Annotated in this window: 2 protein-coding genes; both read left to right on the top strand. The window is 60.2% G+C overall.

Translation table 11 applies throughout. The annotated features are described in order from the left end of the window. A partial coding sequence (gene metH / locus ABY948_RS11565) for a methionine synthase (protein ID WP_461482689.1) occupies window positions 1-3,471 on the top strand: 3,471 nt, incomplete at its 5' end. Window positions 3,472-3,473: 2 nt separating this feature from the next. Continuing rightward, window positions 3,474-3,692, top strand: a complete 219-nt coding sequence (locus ABY948_RS11560) for a DUF2970 domain-containing protein (protein ID WP_461482688.1) — start codon at window positions 3,474-3,476, stop codon at window positions 3,690-3,692. Window positions 3,693-3,709 lie beyond the last annotated feature (17 nt).

The raw sequence follows: 3,709 nt of genomic DNA, 5'->3' as shown, positions 1-3,709 counted from the left end.
TATCTCGAGGCCGGTGCCGACATCATCGAGACCAATACCTTCAACTCCACCAGCGTATCCATGGCCGACTACGGTATGGAGTCCCTGGTGCGCGAGCTGAACGAAGCCGGCGCCAGGATTGCACGGCAAGCCTGCGACGATCTGTCCAGCAATGATCGCCCGCGCTGGGTGGCCGGCGTGCTCGGGCCGACCAGCCGCACCCTGTCCATCTCCCCGGATGTCAACGATCCCGGCGCTCGCAATGCCAGTTTTGACGAACTGGTGACAACCTATATTGATGCCACCGAGGGACTGATCGCCGGCGGTGCCGACATCATCCTGATCGAAACCATTTTCGACACCCTGAACGCCAAGGCGGCCATCTTTGCCGTGCAGACGGTATTCGACAACCTCGGATGCAGCCTGCCGATCATGATTTCCGGCACCATCACCGATGCCAGTGGCCGCACCCTGTCCGGACAGACCCCGGAAGCGTTCTGGAACTCCCTGGCCCACTCCAGACCCTTTTCCATCGGCCTCAACTGCGCGCTGGGCGCCAAGGAACTGCGCCCCCATATCAAGGAACTGTCGCGGGTAGCCGACACCCTGGTCAGCGCCCACCCCAACGCCGGCCTGCCCAACGAGTTTGGCGAATACGACGAAAGCGCCGCGGAAATGGCGGCCATCGTAGCCGAGTTCGCCCACAGCGGGCTGGTCAACATTGTCGGCGGCTGTTGCGGCACCACCCCTGAGCACATTCGCGCCATCGCCGATGCCGTGGCCCAATATGCCGTCAGGGACATCCCCGAAATTTCCCCCGCCTGCCGCCTGGCCGGCCTGGAACCGTTCAACATCACCACCGACTCGCTGTTCGTCAACGTCGGTGAGCGCTGCAATGTCACCGGCTCTGCCCGCTTCAAGAAACTGGTACTGGACGGGGACTACAACACAGCGCTGGAAGTGGCCCGCCAACAGGTGGACGACGGCGCCCAGGTGATCGACATCAACATGGATGAAGGCATGCTGGACGCGGTGGAGGCCATGACCACCTTCCTCAAGCTGGTGGCCACCGAACCGGACATCTGCCGCATTCCACTGATGATCGACTCCTCCAAGTGGCATGTGATCGAGGCCGGGCTGAAATGGGCCCAGGGCAAATGCATCGTCAACTCCATCAGCCTCAAGGAGGGTGAAGCCTCCTTTATCGCACAGGCCAGGCTGTGCCTCCGCTACGGCGCCGCCGTGGTGGTAATGGCGTTTGATGAGGAGGGACAGGCCGACAACCTGGAGCGCCGCAAGGTCATTTGCCAGCGCTGTTACGACATCCTGGTGAACCAGGTCGGCTTTCCGCCCCAGGACATTATTTTTGACCCCAACGTGTTCGCCGTGGCCACCGGTATCGATGAGCACAACAACTACGCGGTGGACTTTATCGAAGCCGCCAAGTGGATCACCACCAATTTGCCCCATGTGTTGATCTCCGGCGGCATCAGCAACGTGTCCTTCTCGTTTCGCGGCAACAACCCGGTGCGCGAGGCCATCCACTCTGTATTTCTCTACCACGCCATCCGCGCCGGGCTGAGTATGGGCATCGTCAATGCCGGGCAATTGGCGGTGTACAGCGACCTGCCCCAGGAACTGCGGGAAAAAGTCGAGGACGTGATCCTCAACCGCCACGGGGAGGCGACCGAAAACCTGCTCAATATCGCCGAAAAGTACCGCGGCGACGGCACCGAGCAGAAAAAGGAAGACCTCGAATGGCGTTCCTGGCCCGTGACCAAACGCCTGGAACACGCACTGGTCAAAGGAATCACCGCCTTCATCGAGGAGGACACGGAAGCCGCGCGCCAGCAGGCGGATCGACCGCTGCATGTGATCGAGGGCCCGCTGATGGATGGCATGAATGTGGTCGGCGATCTGTTCAGCGAGGGCAAGATGTTCCTGCCCCAGGTGGTGAAATCCGCCCGGGTGATGAAACAGGCCGTGGCCTACCTGCAGCCCTTCATCGAAGCGGAAAAGGAGGAAGGCGCCGAGGCCAACGGCAAGATCCTGATGGCCACCGTGAAAGGCGATGTCCACGACATCGGCAAAAATATCGTCGGGGTGGTATTGCGCTGCAACAACTACGAGGTCATCGACCTCGGCGTGATGGTGCCGGCGGAAAAAATCATCCACACCGCCGTCGAGCAGAAGGTGGACATTATCGGCCTGTCCGGGCTGATCACTCCCTCCCTGGACGAGATGGTGCACATCGCCAGTGAACTGGAGCGGCAACAGCTGAATTTCCCGCTGCTGATCGGTGGCGCCACCACCTCTAAGGCCCATACGGCGGTCAAGATCGATCCCAAGTTCAAGCGCAACCAGACCGTGTATGTGCCCGATGCGTCCCGCGCAGTGGGCGTTGCCAGCAAACTGCTCAGCAAGGAGCTGCGCGACGCCTTTGTGGCGGATATCCAGCTCGAATATGAACAGGTGCGCATCCGCACAGCCAACCGCAAACCGAAGGGCACCACCCTGCCCTATGCGGAGGCCAAGCAGTCCGGTTTCAGACCGGACTGGCAGGCATACCAGCCAACCGTGCCCGCTGTCATCGGCGTGCAAACGCTGGAGGACTACCCGTTGGAAGAGTTGATCGAGCTGATCGACTGGACACCCTTTTTCATTACCTGGGGACTGGCGGGGAAATACCCGAAGATCCTGCAGGATGACAAAGTCGGTGAAGCCGCCAGGAACCTGTTCCATGATGCCCAGCTGATGCTCAAAAAACTGGTGGATGAGAAGCTCATCAAAGCCCAGGGCGTGTTTGGCCTGTGGCCTGCCAATAGCGTCGACGGCGATGACATCGAAGTCTATGCCGATGAATCCCGCCAGCACGTCCTGGGCACCCTGCATCAGATTCGCCAGCAAACCCGCAAGCTGGGCGCGGGCAACGAACTGTTGTCGCTGGCGGACTACATCGCCCCGAAAGAGAGTGGCGTCAGCGACTATATCGGCGCCTTTGCGGTCACCGCGGGTATCGGTGCCGATAAACTGGCCCGTCACTATGAAACCGGCGGCGACGACTACAACAGCATTATGGTGAAGGCCCTGGCCGATCGCCTGGCCGAGGCCTTTGCCGAGCTGCTGCACCAGCGGGTGCGCAGGGAATTCTGGGGCTACGCCAGTGATGAGGCGCTCCCTCTCGAGGCCCTGATTCGGGAAGAATACCGGGGTATTCGTCCGGCGCCCGGCTACCCTGCCTGCCCCGATCACACCGAGAAGGAAACCCTGTTCAAGCTGTTGCAGGTGACGGAGAAAACCGGCATCTCCCTGACCGAAAGTTTTGCCATGCTGCCGGCCGCGTCGGTAAGCGGTTTCTACTTCTCGCACCCGCAGGCAAAATATTTCAATACCGGTAAAATACAGCGGGACCAACTGGAAAACCTCGCCGAGCGCAAAGGAATCCCCCTGGCAGAACTGGAGCGCTGGCTCAGCCCGATACTGGAAGACTAACCATGAATGACCAGCAAAATGAGCAAAAACCGGGCTTTTGGCAAATCGTATTCAGCACCTTGGCCGCCTTCCTGGGGGTGCAGAGTAACAAAAACCGCGAGCGCGATTTCAAGCACGGCAATATCTACGTCTACATCGTCTCCGGGCTGATCTTCACCACTGTCTTTATCTTCTGTGTGATCACCGTGGTGAGACTGGTATTGCAGAGCAGGGGGCTGTAGCCAGGCCGCGAGGTGAC

The sequence above is a fragment of the Porticoccus sp. genome (assembly GCF_041592135.1).
Classification (GTDB): Bacteria; Pseudomonadota; Gammaproteobacteria; order Pseudomonadales; family Porticoccaceae; genus Porticoccus.
This window is presented reverse-complemented; position numbering and strand designations above follow the sequence as displayed.

Bases quoted from the DNA above. Each gene is read 5' to 3' on its own strand.
- ABY948_RS11560 (WP_461482688.1), top strand. From the start codon at position 3,474: ATGAATGACCAGCAAAATGAGCAAAAACCGGGCTTTTGGCAAATCGTA.